The sequence below is a fragment of the Liquorilactobacillus aquaticus DSM 21051 genome, from assembly GCF_001436755.1.
In the GTDB taxonomy this organism is placed as follows: domain Bacteria; phylum Bacillota; class Bacilli; order Lactobacillales; family Lactobacillaceae; genus Liquorilactobacillus; species Liquorilactobacillus aquaticus.
Genome location: NZ_AYZD01000015.1, coordinates 376,443 through 394,152, shown reverse-complemented (window position 1 = coordinate 394,152; position 17,710 = coordinate 376,443). Strand labels below are relative to the sequence as shown.

Here is a 17,710-nt window from a genome sequence, read left to right as displayed (position 1 = left end):
TTATACATTAAAGTTATTCTTTTCAATTTGATAATTTAAACCGTATGATAAAATGTAGTAAATAATCCACGAAGAGGTTGAGCATAAAATTATGAAGTATGATTCATGGATAGATTTTATCAAGGAAAATGTTAGAAAATTCTATAAGTATGCAACTAACTGGATAAAAAGAAAGTTTTGGCGCTACCAAATTTGGCGGTGGCTAGCAGTTGCTTTCTTGAGTGTTTTTTTAAGCATAAGTATTTACCTTATTTTTGTTGCGAAAACTGCGAATGTCGGCGATTTAAAAGCTGAGTTAGAGCAATCAACTGAAATATATGATTATCAAGGTAAGAAGGCTGGACATTTATATTCGCAGAAGGGGACTTGGAAATCTCTTGATAATATCTCAGTAAATATGCAGAATGCTGTGTTGTCAACAGAAGATCGTAATTTTTATCATGAGTACGGTTTCTCCTTTAAAGGGATTGGCCGTGCTGGTATTCTGTACTTGAAAAATAAGTTGCTGGGACGCAGTTACATTAGCGGTGGTGGAAGTACCTTAACACAACAGCTCGTAAAAAATGCTTTTTTATCACAAGAACAAACTTTTTCACGTAAAGCAAAAGAAATATTTATTGCGATGCAGGTTGAAAATGAATACTCAAAAAAAGAAATATTAACTATGTATCTCAATAATGCGTATTTTGGGAATGGTGTTTGGGGAGTCGAAGATGCTTCAAAAAAATATTTTGGTGTTAGTGCCAGTCAATTAAGCGTTGATCAAGCTGCAACTTTAGCAGGAATGTTAACGAACCCAAGTGGTTTTAATCCGATTGATCATCCTCAAAGATCTAAGCAACGTCGAAATGTTGTTATTGAGTTAATGGCAGAAAATCAAAAAATTTCTAAATCTCAAGCAAAAGTGTACAAGGCACAAAACATGGTAGTGGATGATGAATATCAGTATGAATCTGGTTACAAATATCCTTACTATTTTGATGCAGTAATTAATGAAGCAATAAAAAAATACGGACTTACAGAATCACAGATTATGAATAGAGGTTACAAAATTTATACATCTCTTAATCAAAACTACCAGACAAGTCTACAAAATAGTTTTGCTGATTCTAGTTTATTCCCCTATAACGCTGAAGATGGAACACAAGCGCAAGGAGGGTCAGTTGTCATGGATCCTCAAACCGGAGGTGTAGCTGCTGTAGTTGGCGGTCGATCCGGCTCGCATGTTTTTAGAGGTTATAACCGTGCTACACAGCTTGTTAGATCACCAGGTTCGACGATTAAACCGATTGCGGTGTATACTCCGGCTCTTGAGGCAGGATATCACTATGATTCTGTTTTACAGGATAATTTAAAGTCATACGGAACAAATAAATATACCCCACATAATTGGAACAATGTTTATTCAGGAAAGATTTCTATGTACAAAGCTTTGGCAGAAAGTAAGAATGCAGCAGCTGTGTGGCTTTTGAATAAAATTGGAGTTCAGTCTGGTTATGACATGGTTAAAAAATTCGGACTAGGTGTAACAAAAAGTGACGATAATCTAAGTTTAGGTTTGGGCGGACTCACAAAAGGTGAATCTCCTTATCAGATGGCTAGTGCCTATACTACTTTTGCTAATGAAGGTGTTAAGAATGAGTCGCACTTTATTACAAAAATTATTGATGCTTCAGGGAAGGTCATTGTTGATAACACGTCACCGTCTTCAAAGAGAATCATAAGTGCTAAAAACGCTAAGGAAATGACGAGTATGATGATGGATGTCTATAATATTGGAACTGGGGCAGATGCTAAACCGAGCGGATATACGATTGCCGGCAAAACTGGAAGCACACAGAGCGCAGACGGAACCACAACTAGTGATAAAGATCATTGGTATGTCGGATATACTCCTGACGTAGTAGTTGCAACATGGGTTGGTTTTGACTCATCTAAACATTCATTGACAGATGAGGGGACCCGAGGAGGAGCGTCACTTTTTAAGGATGAAATGGAATCTATAATTCCAGCGACTAAACAAACATCATTTGGGATAAAAAGTGCATCAAGTAAAGTAGCTGCTTCTGAAAAGAAGAATAATGGTATATGGAATAGCTTGAAAAATGCAGGAGAAAGTGCCAGTGATAATGTATCTAAGTCAACTTCAAGTATAAAAAAGAAGGCCGCCGATTTATTTGATTCGGGCAAGAAGAAGATACAGGAATGGTTAGGACAATAATTGATGCTTTGGAAGTGCAAGATATAATGTTACAATTAAAGTGTGTTTAATAACGAAACAAGGAGGAACTTTTTATGATTAATATATACGATTCTGCTAACCAATTAGAACAGAACTTACGTAAAACAGAAGAATATCAAGAATTAAAACAAGCCTATGCAGAGGTAAAGGCTGATGAGCTTTCTTACAAGCAGTTCAAGGACTTTCAAAAAGCTCAAATGGAATTTCAAAGCAAACAAGCTAAAGGTGAATTGAAAGATAGTGATATCGATACAATTAAAAGTTTAGGTGAAAAGATTGAAAAGAAAAAGGTCATCATGACTTTGATGGAAAAAGAGCGTAAACTTGCGCAGGTTATGGACGAAATTAATAAAATAATGTTTAAACCTGTGAATGAATTATATCAAGATTAAACATAGCAAAATTTGTAAGCACACAAAATAACGTGCAGGAATGGGGTAATGTTCACTTGGCCGCTATCTGGGCGTTGACACTCCAAATTTTGATCAAGAAGCACGAATTATTTTTGAATGATATAATTCGTGCTTTTTGTGTTCGTTAATAAAGAATGAAGAAGGTAATTTTTTGAGAAAGGACGATAGTAGTGAAATTTATTCACACCGCTGATCTTCACTTAGACAGTCCCTTTGAGGGATTAAAGAAGATTCCAGATAATTTCTCGAAGCAATTATATAAAGCTTCAATGACCGCTTTTGATGAAATGATCAAAGATGCGATTAATAAAAAAGTAGATTTTATTCTTATTGCAGGTGATCTATATGACAATCCGCATCCAAGTGTCACTGCCCAACTTTTTCTGCAGAAAGAATTCACTAAACTTAAGCAATTTGGAATACCGGTTTATCTTTGCCTTGGCAATCATGATTTCCTTGATTTAGAGAAGACAAAACTGGTTTATCCGGAGAATGTATATGTTTTTCCAAATAAAGTTGTAACAAAAGAATTTTTTGCAGATGGGCAGCCTGTGAGCTTAACCAGTTTTAGTTATGGAAAACAATGGGTTAAATGTCAAACTAGTTATTTCCCTATAAAAGGTTCTGAAAAATGGCATTTGGGAATGTTGCATGGAGAAGTGAGTTCCAATTTTGAAGAAGCTAAGTATGCTCCTTTTTCATTATCACAGTTAAAAAGCAAGAATTATGACTATTGGGCTTTGGGTCATATCCACAAGAGAGAAATTCTTAGCGAAGACCCTTGGATTGTTTACTCCGGTAATATTCAAGGAAAGAATATCAAAGAAATTGGAGTTAAAGGGTACTATTTAGTTGAAGAGCAGGAAGGTCAATTAGTTCCAAATTTTTGTCCGCTGACTGGAATTCAGTGGGTTGAAACAGTTTTAGGATTTGAAAAAGAAGACACATTCGAACAACTAAAAACTAAAGTTGAAACTAAACTGATTGATATCAAAAAGGCCACGCCATCTGCGCGGGCATTTGTTATGAGAATAATTTTGAAAGCCCCTCTTGATTTCGATTCTAGTTTAAAAGAACGTATTATAAAAGGCGTATTGTTGGGTCAAGTTCAGAGTGATATGCAGGATGACCACAGTTTGTTTTTGTACGATATTGCTATAAACACTGTCCGCTCACAGCAGAAAAATTTTTGGGATATAGATACGGAAAAAGAGGCAGCTAACTTAGTTTTTCAAGAAACTACTTTGTATCGATTAGCAGACAATTTGGTAAAGTATCGCTTTATCGATGAACATTTTGCACAGCCTTCAATAGCCAAAAGTATCAAAAACAAATCAAGGGCGTATCTTGAGGAAGAAATGGATGGAGAATAGTTTATGAAAATCATAGCCGTTAAAATTTATGGTTTTGGAAAATGGAGTGATGTTTCATTTGATTTAAATAAAAAACTAAAGTTCATTTATGGAAACAATGAGGCTGGAAAGACAACTTTAAGGGTTTTTATAACCAGTATTTTATTTGGATTTGCAACAAAGCGTAAGCCTTTTGAACAGTATCACCCTAAAAATGGCTCAAGGTACGGTGGTTGTCTCAAGGTAGAAACTATCGATGGGGAGTTTATCATTGAGCGGATTGAAGGAGGTCACGGTGGAAAACTGAAAATTACAAACGTGCAGACAGGTCAGCTTTACCCTGAAACTTTTCTTGAAAAGTGGCTCGGACCAGTAACGCTCAAACTTTTTAATGAAATTTATTGTTTCGATCAAGATTCACTACATCAAATTGGTTTACTAGAACCTGAGGAACTTGAAAAAAGCCTTTTGAGTGTGGGTACCAGTGGAAGTCAAAAAGTTTTTGAAATTCAGGAGAAGTTTCAAAAAAAAGCAGATGAATTATATAAACCCAATGGGCGTGTTCCAATACTGAACAAATTGTTAAAACAATATAAGCAAAAGAAAAAAGAAGTAGATGAAGTGCGCTCGAAAACAAGCCTTTTCAGTGAATTTACTCTGGATATTCAAAACGAAGCAAAAAGTAAGCAGAAGCTCGAAGAAGAAATAAAAAAGTATGAAAATGAATTATTAAAAATGCAAAAAGCAAAAAGCCTGTGGTCAGCGTATAGTCAATATCAAGCTCTTAATAAGCAAAAAAAGAGCAACTCTTTTGACATGAAAGTAACGGAAGAAGATTATCAAGTAGTTACAGAGGCAAAATTGGCTATTGACAGTGAGAAAAAAATGTTGCAATTGGTCGAAGATAAAATCAATTCATTAGTTGGTGATAATCAGAAGATAGAATCAGATGATTTGAGCTACTTTAAATTACATGAAGATGAGTTTAGTAATGTTTTTCAAATGTTGGATAGAGTGAGTGGATCGATCGAACGAATAAAACAGCTTAGAAGTCAGTTGGCAACTTTAGAAGAAGAACGTAATCAACTCATAGAAAAGAACAGTTGGGAAGATAAAACAATACAAGCTTTTTCAAGAATGGACATTAAACGTTTGTTATTTCTATTGAAACAAAATACAAGAGGAGTCGAGAATGATACTCAGTTGGTCAGAAGACGGCCAAAAACAAAAAGTGTTAAATCTGAATATTCTTTTACGCTGTGGGGCGGTTGTGCAGCATTATTATTCTTGATCGGTGCCTTAATTATACCAAGTGGCATGACGAAAAGTGCATTTATAGGATGTTTCTTAATTACAGGAATCGTCCTGCTTTCAAAATATTTTTCTAGAATACAGAACGGTGGAAATAATTTTGAGAATGTTGGAACAAATACGGCTGAGATTACGAAGATATTAGAGGAAGCGGGGTGTCAACTGTCTTTAAATTATCTTCAAACTAAACAAATTGATCTTAATCACTGGTTTGAATTAACAGAAAAAGTTAATGAATGTAGATTAAATGTAGCCGAAAAGGAAAAACAGTTAGTGGCAATCAAGGAACAAACATTTTTCTGTGAAAAAAAGTTGGTGTTATCAGCAGATTCCTTACAACGAGTGGAGCAGTTGCAAGCATATAAAAGGAGAATTTCACCTTTACTGCGTGAACAGCAAGGGCATTCACGTATGATAGCTTCTTATGAAGAAGAAAAGAAAAAAAGAATTTACAAGATTAAGGTTTTATCTTCAGAGTTGCATAAGAAGATTACGGCGTATGGGAAGAATAGCATTACCGATTTTGAAAGAGATTATGCGGCACAAAAAGAACATTTTGAAGATAATATTAAATTAACTAATCTTGAATCACAAATAGATTCTCAAACAATGGGTATTTTAGATAATAAACGTAATCTAAGCAATTTAGAGGCAGACTATGAGACCATTTTAGAAACTTTAGAGTCCGAAAGAAAAGAATTGAAACGAATTGTCACTGATATTACAGAGAAAAAGGTGCGTCTTGAGCAGTTGGGTCAATACGATAAATTGCAGGTAATGGAGCAAGAACTAACAAATCTTCAAACAGAGATTATTGAGCAGTCAGAAAATTGGGTTGCTTTTAATGCAACAAAGCAATGGCTTAAGCGTATTTTAGAATTGTCCTCGCAAAATAATCTTCCAGAAGTAGTTCGATTGGCTGAAAAATATTTTATGCGTTTAACAAATCATCATTTTGAAAAAATATTGCTTTCTAAGGGACATTTAAAGCTTGTTTCAAATAACAAAATTAACTATGATGTCGGAGAATTATCACGAGCAACCACGGAACAGCTTTATATAGCTTTACGTTTCGCATTTATTGCTAAAGCAAACAAGAAATACCGTCTGCCACTCATCGTTGACGATGCTTTCGTAAATTTTGACAAGAAACGCAAGGAAAGTATGTTCGCGTTATTACAGGAAATCAGCAATAAAACGCAAATTTTATGTTTTACAGTCGATATTGAGCCATTCTATGATAAAGTTAATGAGGAAGAAGTTTTAATGATCGGATAGAACGAGAATGGAGAGGCAGGAACAGAAATGAAGCAAAGAAAAATATATGATTATGCGGTTGATGAAAATGTTGAATTATTTGTTTTAATCAAATCTGCAGAGGTACGACTAGCTAAAAATGGGAAAAAGTTTATTGCATTTAATTTCTCCGACAGTTCTGGAGAAATCAGTGCAAAGTTTTGGGACGCTTCAAAAGATGATATCGCTAATTTTAAACCTGGTCAAGTCGTTTTATTAAAGGGAAAAAGAGAAGTGTATAAGAACAACCCACAAATAAAGATTTACCATATGCGTCAAACAACAGAAGAAGAACCTATGAATCCAGAACTTTTTGTTAAGACAGCTCCGGTTCCAAAAGATGATATGGAAAAGGAAATTAATCAGGCACTTTTTGAAATTACTAATCCAAACTGGAATAGGGTCGTAAGATATTTGTTGCGTGAGCATCATGATGCTTTTTTTAGTTTTCCTGCTGCTAAAAAAAATCACCATGCATTTGATGGAGGTTTAGCGTATCATACACTTTCAATGTTACGTTTAGCCCATTCAGTTGCAAAACAGTACTCTGATGTGATTAATGCGCCATTACTATACGCAGGCGCGCTTCTCCATGATCTGGGGAAAACAATTGAATTATCAGGACCAGTTGCTACAAAATATACACTTGAAGGCAACTTGATTGGTCATATTGTTTTAGTCGATGAAGAAATTGTCAAAGCTTGTCAGCATTTGAAGATTGATCTTGCAAGCGAAGACATGATTTTATTGAGACATATGATTCTTTCCCATCACGGGCTGCTTGAGTATGGCTCTCCAGTTCGACCACACTTGATTGAGGCAGAAGTCTTACATCAAATCGATGAGCTTGACGCGTCTATTCAAATGTTAAAAGGTGCATTAAATCACACGGAGTCAGGGAACTTTTCTGAAAGAATTTTTGGGATGGACGGACGTAATTTTTACTGTCCGCAGGAGAAAACGCAAGTCAGTGAAGATGATTGAAGTATTAAGATGGATCAGAAGATTTAAATAGTTTTGGGTGTAGATGAAATGTAATATTAAAATTTAGTCCAAGTTTTTTCTATATCTGAATTTGGCGAAAAAAAAGAAGTGTGGCTGGGAGAAATAATCTCCGTTACAGCCACACTTCTTTTTATTTAAGCAAAATTAATTTGATGAGCTTGATGTTGAAAGATAGTTGGAAAGAATATCTTTCAAGTCTTTATCTTTGATCGAAACGTTACCCTTTTTCAAAACTTTAGAAACAACACTTTGAAGAGAGGAAGAACTGTTCATCTTGTTATCGATGATTTGAGTCTTCAATTCAGCAGTGTGATCAGACATCTTGCCTTTAGCAGGTTTCTTAATAGATTTGATAACGTGATACCCGTAACTTGTTTTGATTGGATCTTTTGTATATTCACCTTGTTTTAAAGCAAATGCAGCTTTTTTGAAGGTTGAGTCTAAAGATGTATCAGTGTTGTCAAAGGCAGAAAGTTTACCACCCTTGTTCTTTGTAGCTGAATCCGTCGAGTATTCTTTAGCAAGTTTGGTAAAATCTCCACCACTTTGAAGTTTTTTAATAACTTCTTGAGCGGTTGCCTTTTTGGCTACAAGAATATGAGCAACAGTCGTTTTAGGTTCATAAGATTTCCATTGCTTTTCAAGCTGCTTATTGGTGATCTTCGTATTTGCTTTAACAGCTTCACGAAGGAGTAGACTTGAGCGGATTTGTTTCTTTAAGCTAGACTTAGTCATTCCATTTTGTGTTAAAACAGAGCTAAATGAAGAACCATATTGACTCTTATAAGTATTATATTGCTGTGTTACTTTTTTGTCGGAAACTTTGTCGCCATATTGTTTTTCAAGAACCTTGTCTAAAATCATTTGTTGCAAAATTTGTTTGCCAGACGAAGTCTTTTTCATACTATCGTAGTATTCACTTTCGGTGATTTTTCCACCAGATGTCGTCGCAACTGTTTTTGAACATGCTGCAAGACTTAACGTCATAAGAACTCCTGCTACACCAAGAACCCATTTTTTCATTATAGAAAACACATCCCATTCATAATTTTCTTTGTATGCTTACAGCTGAAAACATACAAACTAACGATAATAACTATAACACAATGACAATAAAAGATTGGGTAAAATGGAAAAGTTTACCAAAATTTCAGTTTTTGCCCAATCTTTACGAAAAAAATAATAAATTAATTTTATTATTTAGATTGTGATTTTTCAATTTTATCGAGATGTGGTTTTATTAAGAATTGAAATTCATTAATTTCGTCCATTAATTCTTCAAAAACTGGTGAGTATTTGTCAATATCGTGTGAGAGATTTTTAAAGTTTTTGGAGACACGGCCGGTTTTATCGATGATTTCATGCAGATCATCTTTCAACCCCATATACTGTGCCTTAGCTTGTTTTCCTTTACGATGAAGCTGATGATGAGAACAATATACTATGACAGCAGTACTTGCAATAACTCCAATCAAACCAATTTTTTGAGATGTTTGCAATCTTCATTCCTCCTAGAATTGTTTTTTTATTTGAGCTGCAATTTGAGTAAGTTTCTCCTGCTTGTAGTTCGCAGAATTATCTACAAAAATCATTTTAAAGTCATCTTTGCTTGAGTAACGTGGAATAAGATGAAAATGGGAGTGAAAAACTGACTGGTATGCTATTGCCCCATTGTTATTAACAATATTCATACCCTTTATGGAACTATCGCTAGCTTTTATGGCACGAGCAATTTTAGGAATACGCTCAAACACAGAGGCTGCCAGAGTTTGATCGTATTCAAAAATGTCGGCAACATGTTTTTTAGGAACGACCAGAGTATGACCTGGAGTTGTTTGTGAGATATCTAAAAATGCTTTGACTGCCTCATCTTCGTAAATAGTGGTGCTCGGAATTTCACCGGCTATTATTTTACAAAAAATACAATTTTCCATAGTATAACCTTCTTTCAGACTTATTCAATAACAAGTATACACTATATGTGGCCTTCAGGGTGTCCTTTTAGAGTGTTTAGATCATGTTAGTCGGGCATATACGAGTAAAAAATCAACAAGAACTTCTGAATGATTTTAAATAGCTACATTCCGTATCCTATAGGTAAGCTGGGTGTATTTGATTGATCCATTTCCTTTATCGATTTTGTCTAAACGAGTTCCGTAAGTCAAAATACTCTGCCTAATGTCGAATTATTCACAGTAAAAAAACACGCCATGTCCGTAATCTTGCGTTAGAACTTAAATTTTACCGACTTACAGCACACGCTTATTTTAAACTGCTTCCTTAAAAATATATGCTATAATATCCCTAAATTATCACTAACAAAAAGCTGAAAGGAATATATTTGTAATGACATTAAAAATTAATGGTCTAGTTGGAGGATATTCCCAAGTGCCAGTTTTAAAGAACATTTCTTTTGAGGTTCGTGCTGGCGAAGTAGTTGGTCTTATAGGCTTAAATGGTGCAGGGAAATCGACAACAATTAATCATGTTATTGGATTACTGACTCCACAAAAGGGCAGTATTATCATCGATGGTGCAACATTAATGAAAGATCCAGAAACCTACAAAAGTAAAATGGCTTATATTCCTGAGATCCCGGTATTGTATCAGGAACTGACATTAAGAGAGCATATTGATCTGACAATAATGGCATATGGTTTGAATAAAGGAAAGGCATGGCTAAGGGCAGAATCACTGCTTAAAATGTTCAGACTTTCAAACAAACTAGAATGGTTTCCTGCTAATTTTTCAAAAGGGATGAAACAAAAAGTAATGATTGTATGTGCTTTTTTGACAGAGGCAGAACTTTATGTAATCGATGAGCCGTTTCTGGGGCTGGATCCATTAGCGACCAGGGATTTATTAAACCTAATTCAAAGTGAAAAAAAACGCGGGGCTGCTGTATTGATGTCGACTCATGTCCTTAGTACTGCGCAAGAACATTGTGATTACTTTGTACTTCTTCATGAAGGGAAGATAAAAACACAGGGTACATTTGAAGAGCTTCGCAATGTATATCAGAATCAGCAGGCTACATTAACAGACATATACCTCGGATTGACTCAGGAAGTGACAAACCATGGATAATTTGTGGAATGTGCGTTTGAAAAAATATCAGCGTGTGCTCTTGCATTATTCAAGATTTGTATTGAACGATCATTTTGTGTTAGCGCTGTTGTTCTTTGTTGGTGGCTTGGGTTTAGGATATTCAAATTTTTTAAGATCATTACCTAATACACTTGAGTGGTGGAGCAGACCATTAATGGTAGTGATCTTTGTTTTAATGCTTCAAATGGGTAGTTTTGTGTCTCTTTTGGATGAACCCGACACTATTTTCCTTTTGCCGCTTGAAAATAAAATGTTTTCTTTTTTAAAACGAGCTTTTACGCATTCGTTTTTTATTGCGCTCTTTTTTCAGTCGTTGAGTATGTTGATTTCAATTCCCTTTCTACAACAGGGGGTGCATTTAAGAACGGCAGAAATTTGGTTGCTTTGGTTAACACAATTATTGTTAAAGGCGGTTTACCTTGGACGTTTTCTCATTATTAGTTATGATGTTAAGGTTGACAAATGGTGGATGAAATTATCTGTCGAATTTATCATTCCAGTGTCAGTTATGATTTTGACTTTCTATTTGTCGGCATTTATTGCGTTGTCGTTGACATTGGTTAGCTTGGTAGTAATGGTATATCTCATCAGAAAAGCTGCTAAAAAAAATGTATTTCGTTGGAAACGAATGCTGCAAATTGAAAATCATCGAATGATGAGCCTATATCGTTTTATAAATCTTTTTACAGATGTTCCACAGGTAAAGGGAAGTGTTCACCGTTTCAAATTACTTGATGCTTATTTGCCAAAAATGAAAACTTCAAAAGATGTTTTCAAGTTTCTATATTGGCGTGCTCTAGTAAGAAAAAGTGAATATAGCAGTCTGTATTTAAGACTTAGTGTGCTGGGGTTTGTCGTTCTGATTTTTATCCCGAACATTATATTAGCGATAATATTGACGATGCTTTTTATGTATTTAGTTGGTTTTCAATTACTACCGCTCTATAATGACTATGATGATATAATCTTTACACATATCTATCCGTTAAAAAAGGCTGATAGACTTGCCAATTTTAGAGGGGTTCTCCGCTGTTTATTATTACTGACAGGTGTATTATTAGTTGCGGCAAGTGTGCTTGCAACGCATGCTTTGGTTGAGACACTAGGAGTAGCTGGAACCGTTCTTTTGATGATTGTCTTTCTAACGGGTAACTTTTTGACAAAATATGCAGTAAAAAATACTTGACACTCAGTAAGCGAGTTTGTAGACTTGTACTAGTTAGGTATCGTGTAGAGGAGATTGGCCAATATGGATTTCAGACTGGATGACGGTTGGCAAATTCGGCCGATTGGCGGTAACACTGGCATGGCTTATGTGGGTACAAAAGAACAGGAAAAGCTTTTTATAAAGCGAAACACTTCTCCTTTCTTGGCAGCTCTCTCTTTAGAGGAAATTACTCCACGTTTGGTGTGGACACGGCATATTTCGACGGGGGATACATTGACAGCACAGGAATGGCTTAATGGCCGTTGCTTGACTCGTGAAGAAATGAAGGATAGGCGAGTTGTGGAGCTGCTGACTAGAGTACACAGATCAAATGTACTTAAGAAAATGCTGTGGCAGGTTGGCGGTCGCTATGTTTTCCCTGAAGATTTGTTAGCAAGTTATTTTCGGGGGTTAAGCAGTTCACTGCGGCAGCACCCTTTACTGAAAAATGTCGCCAATAGGTTGAGATCTAACCAGCCCAAGTTTGATCATCGGGATTATAGTGTTTGTCACGGTGATCTGAATCACAAAAATTGGTTATTATCAGATTCGAATCGACTGTATTTGGTTGACTGGGAGTCAGCAGCATTGGCTGACCCGGCCATGGATCTGAGTGTGTTGATGTGTCAGTATGTCCCACGTAAGGACTGGAAAGAATGGTTGACAGCTAATTTTGATAAAAACCTGACCGATACGTTTCAACAGCGCATCGCTTGGTATTGCAGGTTGAACTTGCTGTTATCAGTCAAAAATCAGTGTGAGCGTGGTCATTTCATAGAAATGAACCAAGACATATTAAAGCTTGCTGACATATCAAAGAACCAGGGGGGCTATGACTTTACATTATTTGTCTAATTACCTGAGTCAAGGGTTCAATTGATTATAAAGGGATGGGACATGTAATTGTTGTAGATCATTTTCTGGTCCAAAGGATATTTTTAATGTTATGGTGAGCTGAAACAAATGTTTTTTTGTTCCAGCTTTTTTTATTTTTGTATGATTATTTAATTACTAGGAGGAAAAATATGCGTTTACGTAATAAACCATGGGCGAGGCCTTTGATCGAAGCCAATCCGCAGTTTATCACAACAGATCCAAAAAAATATCGAAGTGAATGGCAAAAACGATTCAAAAAAATTGCGCCGTTATTTGTTGAGATCGGGACAGGTAAGGGACAGTTTATTATTGAAATGGCACAAAAGCATCCAGAACGTAATTTTATTGGTATCGAACTTCAGACTTCTGTGGCAGCAGTTGTTTTGAAAAAACAACTTGAGCTGAAATTGGATAATTTACAATTAATTTGTGCGAATGGCAGTGGGGTAAGTGAGTACTTTGAAGATGGTGAAGTTGCTGTTATCTATCTTAATTTTTCAGACCCATGGCCAAAGAAAAAGCAAGCCAAGCGAAGGTTAACCTACCCGACTTTCCTAGAACAGTATAAAAATGTATTGGAAAAAAAGGGACATCTTGAATTCAAAACCGATAACCGTGGACTGTTCGAATACTCCTTAAAAAGTATGAATAACTTTGGAATGATTTTTGACAAAATTTCGTTAAATCTTCATCAAAGTGACGAGGCAGAGGACAATGTTATGACTGAGTACGAGGAAAAATTCAGTCAAAGAGGACAGGTTATTTACAAATTAGAAGCTCATTTTTGATATTTTGTTCATAAACGCTGTAAATCGAGCACACCACCTGTTTTGGCATCCGCTAAAAATTTGTATTGAATAAGCTGGTGATCTTCCATGCGGGAAAGCCCGCCGCTGTAAACCTGTGTTTTAAAAGCAAATTTTTGAAATGGCTGAGTGAATGTGCTAATCCAAGCTCCTTGAATAGGTGTCTCTTCTTGGAAAGTTCTTTTGATTTGTTTAAGTATCTTTTGCGGTGAGATGTAACTTTTTCTCTTAGCTAATCTATTTGCATAAATACCAGTGGCGAAACCCACCAGAAGTCCTAGGGACAAGGGTATATTGTTTGATTTGAAATCTATCATAGCGTTTCTCCTGAAAAATTAATTTAATGTTTAAAGTATAGCACCAACCGCAACTAAAAAAAACGTTTTAGATTTCATAACATAAACAAAAAATTTTTTTTAATTTTAAAAAACGTTATAATGTAAATCATAAATAATAGGGAGGATATTATGAAAATTCTAGAAAAAATAAATGCTATTGATTTGGAAAAAAAATTGAGTTCAGGTACTTACGTGCTTTTTTTTACAGCCGATTGGTGCCCTGATTGTCGTTTTATCAAGCCGGCAATGCCGCAAATTGAAGAAAAATATACTGAATCAACTTTTATTCAGGTCGATCGGGATGAGAACATTTCTTTATGTCAAGAATTAGGTATTATGGGGATTCCCAGTTTTGTGGTATATCGTAATGGTAAGGAAATTGCACGTTTTGTTAACAAAGATCGGAAAACAAAAGAAGAGGTAGAGCGTTTCTTAGATCAAGCAGTATAATTACTTTGGTGAGTTTTTTCAATATGAAGTATATCTCAAAAAAACAAAAATATTAGCTGTATTAAGCTGATATTAAAAAGCAGATTTCTGTTGTAGTAATTCGGGTTTGTTAAAAACATATTTGAAAAGCACAGAGTTGGGTTGAGTGGTATAAGAAAAAGTTTAAATGCGACTCTGTTGCGAAAAAAGGAGAATTAGATTTAATGTTGATTGCTAGTTACAATCCTAGTAATTTGGGAGATATATTGATCACAATCACGCATGCAGACACACTGCAACAAAAAGTAGACATAAAAAATAATATCGTTCGCATCAGAGATGCTGAGACCGGTAATTTACTAGGTTACAATTTTTTTAATGTTTCTGATATTATTGGTTCTTTGAACGGACAGGGACAAGTTAAATTGAATGATGATCAACTGGCTGATCTTAATAAAATATTGGCTGAAACTGGGTTTGAAGATAAGTTGGTAGCTGATAACAAGCCAAAATTTGTTGTTGGGTTTGTTGAAGAACTGAAGGAACATCCAGATTCGGATCATCTTCACGTAACCAAAACAAGGATTGATAATGGAGAAGTATTGCAGATTGTTTGTGGAGCGCCAAATATTGCTCAGGGTCAGACTGTTGTTGTTGCTAAAGTTGGGGCAATGATGCCGAATGGAGAAATTATTTGGCCAGGAAAGCTGCGCGGTGTTCAAAGTGAAGGCATGATTTGTTCTGCGAGAGAATTAAATCTTCCAAATGCACCTCAAAAAAAAGGTATTTTAGTGCTTTCGCATGAAAAATATCCTACAGGCAAAGAATTTGTTTTTTAAAGAACTGATGTGATTTTTTCAACTCAAAAGATAGAATGACTTTTCTATGATAGAATGGGCTAGTAGAGATGGTAAATAACATTGATACTAGCCCAATTTTTAGTGTTAGGATGAGAAGCGATGCAACATTACGATGGCCCGGCTTTTTATCGTATGCAAAAAGCTGAGGGAAAAGATAAAAAGCATATTGAAAGAAGTATGCAAGAGCAGATTCATAAAAATAGGAATAAAGAACAGCACAAGACAAAGATCAATCAATTTAAACAGGATCGGAAGGTTAGCGGACATGCTTTTCGGCCAACATATGTTCCTCCGCCTATTTTAAAACTGCAAAAATTTGCTAGTGAACAGGCAAAGTATGATCATCTTTTTGTGCAGCTAAAGAAGGAAAGAGAATCCTTTCTTCTTTTCGGAGGAGAAGGTGAATATCATAAGAACAACGTAATCATCCTCGAAGATGAAAATACTGCGCAAAAAGTTATACCAGAACCAGAGCAGCATGTTGAAGTAGAAGCAAAGAGTGTTACAAATGCGGACATGAATCAAGCTGTATTTGGGAATGTAGCTGATGAATCAGAAACTGAAGAACAAGACGAAAAGCTACTGAAAAAGAAAGACAGTTTGGTTGAAAATAAAGAAGCAAAGATTTTAAATAATAGTCAAAATGAACAAAGTATTGCTGAACATGTTGATATATCAATTGATAAAAGCGATAAAAAAACAGTATCCACAAATAATAACAATAATTTCTTTTTGCCGACGGTTGGCAAAAATGAGGTGAATGATACTGATGTTGAAGAGAAAGGCATCGAACGTGAGCTTGTTTTAGCGCAGACAGTCACAGATGTGAAAATTGACAATGACGAAAAAAAGATTGGACCGCAATCTGATAAAATCATTGTCCCGAAAAAGAACGAACTTTATGAAGGTAATGAAAACGAGACAGAAGAAAAAACTCTGCTTAAGTCGGATAGAGAGATGGAAGGCTGCCCAGCTCAAAGTGTAAATGAAGAGTATCAATATCCTCCAGTTTCATTGCTACCAGCTCCAATAAAAAATGAAGATGAATCAATGGATGAATGGGTGCTTTCCCAAATCGATGTTTTGAATGAAACCTTAAAGTCGTTCAATGTGAAGGCGAGTGTAAAGGATTGGACAATTGGCCCAGCAGTAACTCAATTTGAAATTGTTTTAGGCAGGGGAGTCAAGGTCAATAAAATAACTAATTTAAGTGATGATTTGAAACTTGCACTTGCTGCTCAGGATATTCGGATTGAGGCTCCGATTCCTGGGAAAAGTAGTGTTGGTGTTGAGATCCCTAACCTGCATTCTCGACCGGTCATGTTGTCAGAGGTTTTGACCTCGGACCTATTTGTTAAGAAAACATCCCCACTTACAGTTGCTTTGGGAGTCGACTTGTTTGGAAGACCCAAAGTTACGGATCTCCGAAAAATGCCGCACGGATTAATAGCTGGAGCAACTGGTTCAGGAAAATCAGTTTTCATTAATAGTATCTTAGTTTCATTGTTATACAAAGCTACACCTGCCCAGGTAAAATTACTACTGATTGATCCTAAGGCAGTTGAATTGGCCCCATACCATGAAATTCCGCATTTATTATCACCTGTAATTTCTGATCCTGCAGCTGCGGCAGCGGCATTGAAGTGGGCCGTAGAAGAAATGGAAGAGCGCTACCAACGTCTTGCAGCAGGTGGTGCAAGAAATATTGAGGGCTATAATTCAAAGGCTGAAAAGCATGGTGACTACGGATTAAAAATGCCGTATATTGTGATTATAATCGACGAGTTGGCGGATTTGATGATGGCTGCATCGTCAGAAGTTCAAGATTATATTGCAAGGATCACACAAAAGGCTCGGGCGGCAGGCATCCACCTGATTATTGCGACACAGCGACCAAGTGTTGATGTGATAACAGGAACGATAAAGAACAATATTCCCACGCGAATAGCATTTATGGTTTCGAGTCAAGTGGATTCCAGAACCATCTTAGATTGTTCCGGGGCCGAACGACTTTTAGGTCGTGGGGATATGCTCTACCTAGGTAATGGTGAAAGCCAGCCGACGCGAATACAAGGAACATTTGTAGAAAATGAAGTCGATCAAATTAGTGATTTTGTACGTACTCAAGGGAGCCCAAAATATGCATTTGATCCGGCAAGTCTTAAAAAGAAGATAGAACGTAATGATCAAGAAGATGAACTTCTTCCACGTGTATTAGATTACATTGTGAATGAAGAAAATATTTCAACATCGAAATTGCAAAGGGTCTTTTCAATTGGCTATAATCGTGCTGCCAATATCATTGATGATCTTGAGCAAAAGCAATATATTTCACCTGCAAGAGGTTCAAAACCGCGTGATGTTTTTTTAACACAAGCTGGTTTGGATAAGTTAAAAGATTAAATAAGATGTTCAAGGTTTTAAAACAAATGCTGTCTATTTATGGTAAAATATGCAATGATTGCGA

General features: G+C 35.8%; 16 protein-coding genes. 12 read left to right on the top strand and 4 right to left on the bottom strand.

Going from position 1 to position 17,710, the window contains the following annotated elements:
• The first annotated feature begins 91 nt into the window (after positions 1-91).
• The 5 genes from FC19_RS05300 (at position 92) to FC19_RS05280 (ending at position 7,598) form a co-directional block, all read left to right on the top strand.
• Positions 92-2,221: a PBP1A family penicillin-binding protein gene (locus tag FC19_RS05300; RefSeq protein ID WP_057875949.1), complete on the top strand. Its 2,130-nt coding sequence runs from the start codon at positions 92-94 to the stop codon at positions 2,219-2,221.
• A 74-nt stretch (positions 2,222-2,295) separates the two neighbouring features.
• The gene (locus tag FC19_RS05295) at positions 2,296-2,634 is read left to right on the top strand and encodes a YlbF family regulator (protein WP_057875948.1); all 339 of its coding nucleotides are present in this window, start codon (positions 2,296-2,298) and stop codon (positions 2,632-2,634) included.
• A 191-nt stretch (positions 2,635-2,825) separates the two neighbouring features.
• Positions 2,826-4,028, top strand: coding sequence for a metallophosphoesterase family protein (locus FC19_RS05290; protein ID WP_057875947.1), 1,203 nt, complete (start codon positions 2,826-2,828; stop codon positions 4,026-4,028).
• Between the two features lie 3 nt (positions 4,029-4,031).
• Positions 4,032-6,596 carry an ATP-binding protein gene (locus FC19_RS05285; protein WP_057875946.1) on the top strand — a complete coding sequence of 855 codons (2,565 nt, stop codon included), beginning with the start codon at positions 4,032-4,034 and terminating at the stop codon, positions 6,594-6,596.
• Between the two features lie 27 nt (positions 6,597-6,623).
• The gene (locus tag FC19_RS05280) at positions 6,624-7,598 is read left to right on the top strand and encodes a 3'-5' exoribonuclease YhaM family protein (protein ID WP_057875945.1); all 975 of its coding nucleotides are present in this window, start codon (positions 6,624-6,626) and stop codon (positions 7,596-7,598) included.
• 165 nt (positions 7,599-7,763) lie between these two features.
• On the opposite strand, the gene FC19_RS05275 is transcribed toward FC19_RS05280, so the two are convergent.
• The 3 genes from FC19_RS05275 to FC19_RS05265 form a co-directional block, all read right to left on the bottom strand.
• The gene (locus FC19_RS05275) at positions 7,764-8,642 is read right to left on the bottom strand and encodes a peptidylprolyl isomerase PrsA (RefSeq protein WP_057875944.1); all 879 of its coding nucleotides are present in this window, start codon (positions 8,640-8,642) and stop codon (positions 7,764-7,766) included.
• Positions 8,643-8,815: 173 nt separating this feature from the next.
• Complete coding sequence (locus FC19_RS05270; RefSeq protein WP_057875943.1) at positions 8,816-9,118, bottom strand: hypothetical protein; 303 nt, start codon at positions 9,116-9,118, stop codon at positions 8,816-8,818.
• A gap of 12 nt (positions 9,119-9,130) precedes the next feature.
• A complete protein-coding gene (locus FC19_RS05265; RefSeq protein ID WP_057875942.1) occupies positions 9,131-9,553 on the bottom strand; it encodes an HIT family protein in 423 nt (140 codons plus the stop codon).
• Positions 9,554-9,965: 412 nt separating this feature from the next.
• Between FC19_RS05265 and FC19_RS05260 the strand changes: the two genes are divergently transcribed.
• The 4 genes from FC19_RS05260 to trmB all read left to right on the top strand — a co-directional run bounded on the left by FC19_RS05260 (position 9,966) and on the right by trmB (position 13,598).
• Positions 9,966-10,706, top strand: a complete 741-nt coding sequence (locus FC19_RS05260; RefSeq protein WP_057875941.1) for an ABC transporter ATP-binding protein — start codon at positions 9,966-9,968, stop codon at positions 10,704-10,706.
• On the top strand, positions 10,699-11,913 hold the full coding sequence (locus tag FC19_RS05255; protein ID WP_057875940.1) for an ABC transporter permease: 1,215 nt from the start codon (positions 10,699-10,701) through the stop codon (positions 11,911-11,913). Before FC19_RS05260 ends, FC19_RS05255 begins: the two co-directional genes overlap by 8 nt.
• A 63-nt stretch (positions 11,914-11,976) precedes the next feature.
• Entirely contained in the window at positions 11,977-12,789 is an 813-nt protein-coding gene (locus FC19_RS05250) for a phosphotransferase family protein (RefSeq protein WP_057875939.1), read from the top strand.
• A gap of 170 nt (positions 12,790-12,959) precedes the next feature.
• Positions 12,960-13,598: a tRNA (guanosine(46)-N7)-methyltransferase TrmB gene (gene trmB, locus FC19_RS05245; protein ID WP_057875938.1), complete on the top strand. Its 639-nt coding sequence runs from the start codon at positions 12,960-12,962 to the stop codon at positions 13,596-13,598.
• A gap of 8 nt (positions 13,599-13,606) precedes the next feature.
• Here trmB and FC19_RS05240 read toward each other — a convergent pair whose 3' ends face one another.
• A complete protein-coding gene (locus FC19_RS05240; RefSeq protein ID WP_057875937.1) occupies positions 13,607-13,933 on the bottom strand; it encodes a hypothetical protein in 327 nt (108 codons plus the stop codon).
• Between the two features lie 150 nt (positions 13,934-14,083).
• On the opposite strand from FC19_RS05240, the gene FC19_RS05235 reads away from it, so the two are divergent.
• The 3 genes from FC19_RS05235 to FC19_RS05225 all read left to right on the top strand — a co-directional run bounded on the left by FC19_RS05235 (position 14,084) and on the right by FC19_RS05225 (position 17,646).
• On the top strand, positions 14,084-14,404 hold the full coding sequence (locus FC19_RS05235) for a thioredoxin family protein (protein ID WP_057875936.1): 321 nt from the start codon (positions 14,084-14,086) through the stop codon (positions 14,402-14,404).
• A gap of 203 nt (positions 14,405-14,607) precedes the next feature.
• Complete coding sequence (gene ytpR, locus FC19_RS05230; RefSeq protein ID WP_057875935.1) at positions 14,608-15,222, top strand: YtpR family tRNA-binding protein; 615 nt, start codon at positions 14,608-14,610, stop codon at positions 15,220-15,222.
• Positions 15,223-15,342: 120 nt separating this feature from the next.
• On the top strand, positions 15,343-17,646 hold the full coding sequence (locus FC19_RS05225; RefSeq protein ID WP_057875934.1) for a DNA translocase FtsK: 2,304 nt from the start codon (positions 15,343-15,345) through the stop codon (positions 17,644-17,646).
• The last annotated feature ends 64 nt before the right edge of the window (positions 17,647-17,710 follow it).

What these genes read in the sequence shown, in the direction of transcription:
- FC19_RS05300 (WP_057875949.1), top strand. Translation starts at nt 92, where the DNA reads ATGAAGTATGATTCATGGATAGATTTTATCAAGGAAAATGTTAGAAAA.
- FC19_RS05295 (WP_057875948.1), top strand. Translation starts at nt 2,296, where the DNA reads ATGATTAATATATACGATTCTGCTAACCAATTAGAACAGAACTTACGT.
- FC19_RS05285 (WP_057875946.1), top strand. Translation starts at nt 4,032, where the DNA reads ATGAAAATCATAGCCGTTAAAATTTATGGTTTTGGAAAATGGAGTGAT.
- FC19_RS05280 (WP_057875945.1), top strand. Translation starts at nt 6,624, where the DNA reads ATGAAGCAAAGAAAAATATATGATTATGCGGTTGATGAAAATGTTGAA.
- FC19_RS05275 (WP_057875944.1), bottom strand. Translation starts at nt 8,642, where the DNA reads ATGAAAAAATGGGTTCTTGGTGTAGCAGGAGTTCTTATGACGTTAAGT.
- FC19_RS05265 (WP_057875942.1), bottom strand. Translation starts at nt 9,553, where the DNA reads ATGGAAAATTGTATTTTTTGTAAAATAATAGCCGGTGAAATTCCGAGC.
- FC19_RS05260 (WP_057875941.1), top strand. Translation starts at nt 9,966, where the DNA reads ATGACATTAAAAATTAATGGTCTAGTTGGAGGATATTCCCAAGTGCCA.
- FC19_RS05255 (WP_057875940.1), top strand. Translation starts at nt 10,699, where the DNA reads ATGGATAATTTGTGGAATGTGCGTTTGAAAAAATATCAGCGTGTGCTC.
- FC19_RS05250 (WP_057875939.1), top strand. Translation starts at nt 11,977, where the DNA reads ATGGATTTCAGACTGGATGACGGTTGGCAAATTCGGCCGATTGGCGGT.
- trmB (WP_057875938.1), top strand. Translation starts at nt 12,960, where the DNA reads ATGCGTTTACGTAATAAACCATGGGCGAGGCCTTTGATCGAAGCCAAT.
- FC19_RS05240 (WP_057875937.1), bottom strand. Translation starts at nt 13,933, where the DNA reads ATGATAGATTTCAAATCAAACAATATACCCTTGTCCCTAGGACTTCTG.
- FC19_RS05235 (WP_057875936.1), top strand. Translation starts at nt 14,084, where the DNA reads ATGAAAATTCTAGAAAAAATAAATGCTATTGATTTGGAAAAAAAATTG.
- ytpR (WP_057875935.1), top strand. Translation starts at nt 14,608, where the DNA reads ATGTTGATTGCTAGTTACAATCCTAGTAATTTGGGAGATATATTGATC.
- FC19_RS05225 (WP_057875934.1), top strand. Translation starts at nt 15,343, where the DNA reads ATGCAACATTACGATGGCCCGGCTTTTTATCGTATGCAAAAAGCTGAG.